Source organism: Algoriphagus sp. 10J20-15 (assembly GCF_055809615.1).
Window position 1 is genome coordinate 1 of the sequence record NZ_JBVVUG010000033.1, and the last position, 5,303, is coordinate 5,303.

At 42.1% G+C, this 5,303-nt stretch carries 2 protein-coding genes; both read left to right on the plus strand.

The features are described from left to right. On the plus strand, nt 1-1,180 hold a 1,180-nt coding region (locus tag AC0L6R_RS13435), incomplete at its 5' end, for a DNA-directed RNA polymerase subunit beta (RefSeq protein WP_473271643.1). A gap of 48 nt (nt 1,181-1,228) precedes the next feature. Continuing rightward, on the plus strand, nt 1,229-5,303 hold a 4,075-nt coding region (rpoC, locus tag AC0L6R_RS13440; protein ID WP_473271644.1), incomplete at its 3' end, for a DNA-directed RNA polymerase subunit beta'.

A 5,303-nucleotide genomic window follows, 5' to 3' on the forward strand; every position in this document is an offset into this window, starting at 1 on the left:
GCACCTCGCAAGACCTAAAAAAGATAAAGACGTAAGAGCTAAGGCTAAAGCTGAGGTTGAAAAACTGAAAGCACGCTATTCTAAAGATCTTTTGGGTATCAGAGCTCGAATGATCAATAAGATGGTGACTATCCTTGATGGCAAAACTTCTCAAGGTGTTAAGCATAAGTTCGGTGATGAGATTATCACTAAAGGACAGAAGTTCAACCAAAAGAATATTGAGAATAATCTTTTCCCTGCTAAGAACCCTTACAGAGATGAGAGTAATTACAATGTTCCTGAAGAGGCTAACCTTATTTCTGACATCGTTCTTGACGATTGGACCAATGATCCTCATACCAATGAGTTGATTGCTCAATTGGTGAAAAACTTCATTAATTCGAGAAATGAAATTGCAGGTACATTCAAGCGTGAAAGATTTACACTTGAAGTAGGTGACGAACTTCCTGCAGGTATCGTACAGCTTGCCAAAGTTTACATCGCTAAAAAGCGCAAGCTTAAAGTTGGTGATAAGATGGCGGGGCGTCACGGTAACAAAGGTATAGTAGCAAGAATCGTAAGAGACGAGGATATGCCGTTCCTTGAGGATGGAACTCCAATGGATATCGTATTGAATCCACTGGGTGTACCTTCTCGTATGAACATCGGGCAGATCTTCGAAACTGTATTGGCTTGGGCTGGTCAGAAACTGGATAAGAAATATGCTACTCCAATCTTTGATGGTGCTTCCATGGAAGAAGTATCTCACGAATTGGAATTGGCAGGGCTGCCAGCTTATGGTCGTACCTACTTATACGATGGACTTTCTGGTGTGAAATTCGATCAGCCAATTACAGTAGGTATCGCATACATGCTGAAGCTTGGTCACTTAGTAGATGATAAGATGCACGCACGTTCAATCGGTCCATACTCATTGATCACGCAGCAACCATTGGGTGGTAAAGCCCAGTTTGGTGGTCAGCGTTTCGGAGAAATGGAAGTTTGGGCACTTGAGGCATTCGGTGCATCACACGTACTTCAGGAAATCCTGACAGTGAAGTCTGATGACGTAATTGGTAGAGCAAAAGCTTACGAAGCGATTGTGAAAGGTGAAAACCTTCCTAAGCCTAATATTCCTGAATCATTCAACGTATTGGTTCATGAATTAAGAGGTTTGGCTCTTGAAATTACCCTAGATTAATAAAGCGAATGGGCTCGCAAGAGCCCTTTACATATCTTTCAAAAAACTATGGCGTTCAGAAAAAATAAAAAACTTAACAATGATTTTTCCAGAGTCACCATCAGTTTGGCTTCCCCAGAATCAATTCTGGATAGCTCAAACGGTGAAGTGACCCAGCCAGAGACCATCAATTATAGAACCTACAAGCCTGAAATGGGCGGTTTGTTCTGTGAGAGAATCTTTGGTCCTGTAAAGGATTGGGAGTGTCATTGTGGCAAGTACAAGCGCATCAGGTATAAAGGTATTATCTGTGATCGCTGCGGTGTAGAGGTTACAGAGAAGAAAGTAAGAAGAGAGAGAATGGGGCACATCGAGCTGGTAGTACCAGTTGCCCACATTTGGTATTTCAAATCTCTTCCTAATAAAATCGGTTATCTACTTGGTCTTCCGACTAAGAAACTTGATCAGATTGTCTATTACGAGCGTTATGCGGTTGTTCAGCCAGGCATCAAAGCAGAAGAGGGAGTTCAATATTTGGACTTCCTGACTGAAGATGAATACCTGGATATCATGGACAAGCTTCCTAAGGAAAACCATATGCTTGACGATGAGGATCCAAATAAATTCATCGCCAAAATGGGTGCTGAAGCGTTGGAGATGCTATTGGCAAGAATTGATCTGGATGACCTTTCTTATGCACTTCGTCACCAAGCTGCTACTGATACTTCTCAACAGAGAAAAGCAGAAGCACTGAAAAGACTTAAAGTGGTAGAAGCATTCCGTGATGCTAGAACAAGAATCGAAAACCGTCCTGAGTGGATGGTTGTTCGTATGGTTCCAGTTATTCCACCGGAATTGCGTCCATTGGTTCCTTTGGATGGCGGTCGTTTTGCGACTTCCGATTTGAATGACCTTTATAGAAGAGTTATCATCAGAAACAACCGTCTGAAGAGATTGATCGATATCAAAGCTCCAGAGGTAATTTTGAGAAACGAAAAAAGAATGCTTCAGGAAGCTGTAGATTCTCTATTCGATAACTCTAGAAAAGTAAATGCAGTAAGATCTGATGGAAACCGTGCTTTGAAATCCCTTTCCGATATGTTGAAAGGTAAGCAAGGTCGATTCCGTCAAAACTTGCTCGGTAAGCGTGTGGATTACTCCGGTCGTTCTGTGATCGTGGTAGGTCCTGAGTTGAAGCTTCACGAGTGTGGTCTTCCTAAAAATATGGCGGCTGAACTTTTCAAGCCTTTCATCATCAGAAAACTGATCGAAAGAGGTATTGTGAAGACAGTTAAGTCGGCCAAGAAAATTGTTGATCGTAAAGATCCTGTGGTTTGGGATATTTTGGAAAACGTATTGAAGGGACACCCTGTGCTCCTTAACCGTGCCCCTACTCTTCACAGACTAGGTATCCAAGCTTTCCAGCCAAAGCTTATAGAAGGAAAAGCTATCCAGCTTCACCCATTGGTATGTACTGCATTCAACGCCGATTTTGACGGTGATCAGATGGCAGTTCACGTACCGCTTGGACATGAAGCGATCTTGGAAGCTTCTACGTTGATGCTTTCTTCGCACAATATTCTTAACCCTGCCAACGGAGCTCCAATTACTGTACCTTCTCAGGATATGGTATTGGGTCTATACTACGTGACCAAGGGTAAGAGATCTACTCCAGAGGAGAAGGTTCCTGGCGAAGGAATGACATTCTACAGCACTGAAGAAGTGATCATCGCATTGAATGAGGAGCAAATCTCCAAGCATGCGAATATCAAATGTAAAGTACAGGTAAGAACCGAAGATGGAGGTTACAAGGATGAGATTATTGAAACCGTAGCCGGTAGATTGATTTTCAACCAGTTTGTACCAAAAGAAGTAGGTTATGTAAATGAGCTTTTGACCAAGAAAAAACTTCAGCAGATTATTGCTAAAGTGGTTAAGGTATGTGGAATGGCACGTACAGCTCAATTCTTGGATGATATCAAAAACCTTGGATTCCAGATGGCCTACAAAGGTGGTCTATCTATGGGTCTGAATGATGTAATCATCCCAGAAGAAAAAGAGCCGATGATTACTAAGGCCAAAGACGAAGTTGACCAAGTATGGAACAACTACCTAATGGGTCTAATCACGGATAACGAACGATACAATCAAGTAATTGATATTTGGACTCGTACCAACTCTCATTTGACTAATAATCTGATGAAGCAGATGGAAGAGGATAAGCAAGGATTCAATGCTATCTACATGATGATGCACTCAGGAGCCCGTGGTTCCAGAGAACAAATTCGTCAGCTGGGTGGTATGAGAGGCTTGATGGCTAAGCCACAGAAAAACCTTCAAGGTTCTGTAGGTGAGATCATCGAAAACCCAATCCTTTCAAACTTCAAAGAAGGACTGGATGTATTGGAATACTTTATCTCTACGCACGGTGCACGTAAAGGCCTCGCCGATACTGCATTGAAAACTGCCGATGCTGGTTACCTAACCAGACGTCTAGTGGATGTGGCGCAGGATATGATTGTGACTGAAGACGATTGTGGTAGTTTGAGAGGATTGATGGTTCAGCCATTGAGAGATAATGACGATATCGTCGAGCCACTTTCTGAGAGAGTTGTAGGTAGAGTTTCTGTCCATGATATATACCATCCAGAAACGGATGAGTTGATCATTGAATCAGGAGTTATGATCAGCGATGAGGTTGCTCAGTTGATTGACGAATCTGGTATTGACGAGGTTGAGATCAGATCTGTATTGACGTGTGAGACTCGTAGAGGTGTATGTGGGAAATGCTACGGAAGAAATCTAACCTCATCTGGCCATATGGTACAGACAGGTGAATCTGTAGGTGTTATCGCTGCACAATCAATCGGTGAGCCTGGTACTCAGCTTACATTGAGAACTTTCCACGTAGGTGGTACTGCATCAAACATGGCTGTAGAAGCGAGTGTGATAGCTAAGTTCGACGGTGTTGTAGAATTTGACGATGAATTGAGATTAATCGAGACTACCAATAAGGATGGCGAACCAGTAACGGTGGTCATGGGTAGATCTGGTGAGATCAAAGTGAATGATCCTAAGACAGGTAAGACATTAGTGTCTAATCATGCACCATATGGTTCAATTGTCAATGTGAAGGATAAGGAGAAAGTTACTAAGGGTCAGACTCTATGTAAGTGGGATCCATATAATGCAGTTATCCTATCTGAATTCGATGGTAAAATTGAATTCGAAGCAATCGTAGAAGGCGTTACTTTCAAAGAAGTGTCCGATGATCAGACAGGCTTCCGTGAGAAAGTAATTATCGATACAAAAGATAGAACTAAGAACCCTGCAATCATTGTCAACTATGGTGAAGAGTCTAAAGGATATAACATTCCTGTAGGAGCTCACTTGGCAATTGAGGCTGGAGACAAAGTTAAATCAGGTCAAATCTTGGTAAAAATCCCAAGATCTGTTGGTAAAACAAGAGATATTACTGGTGGTCTTCCACGAGTTACAGAGCTATTCGAAGCAAGAAACCCATCCAATCCGGCTGTAGTTTCTGAAATTGATGGTGTAGTATCTTACGGAGGTATCAAGAGAGGTAACAGAGAAATCATCATTGAGTCCAAAGATGGAGTAATTAAGAAATACATGGTATCTCTTTCTAAGCATATTTTGGTTCAGGAGAATGACTTTATCAGAGCTGGTGAACCACTTTCTGATGGAGCGATCACTCCAAATGATATCTTGTCTATCAAAGGCCCAACTGCTGTTCAAGAATACTTAGTAAATGAAATCCAGGAAGTCTATCGTCTTCAAGGTGTGAAAATCAACGATAAGCACATCGAGGTGATCGTATCTCAAATGATGCAGAAAGTTGAAATCCTTGATGCTGGTGATACTGGATTCCTGCAGAATCAAGTAGTGGATAAGTGGGCATTCAGAGAAGAGAATGATAATATTCTTGACCGTAAGGTGGTTATGGATGCTGGTGATTCTTCTACGTTGAAGCCAGGTATGATTATCTCTGCAAGAAGATTGAGAGATGAGAATTCTAGCTTGAAGCGTAAGGATCTTAAGTTGGTGCAAGTACGAGATGCTGAAACTGCGGTTTCTAAGCCTACTCTACAGGGTATCACTGCCGCATCTTTGGGTACTGAGT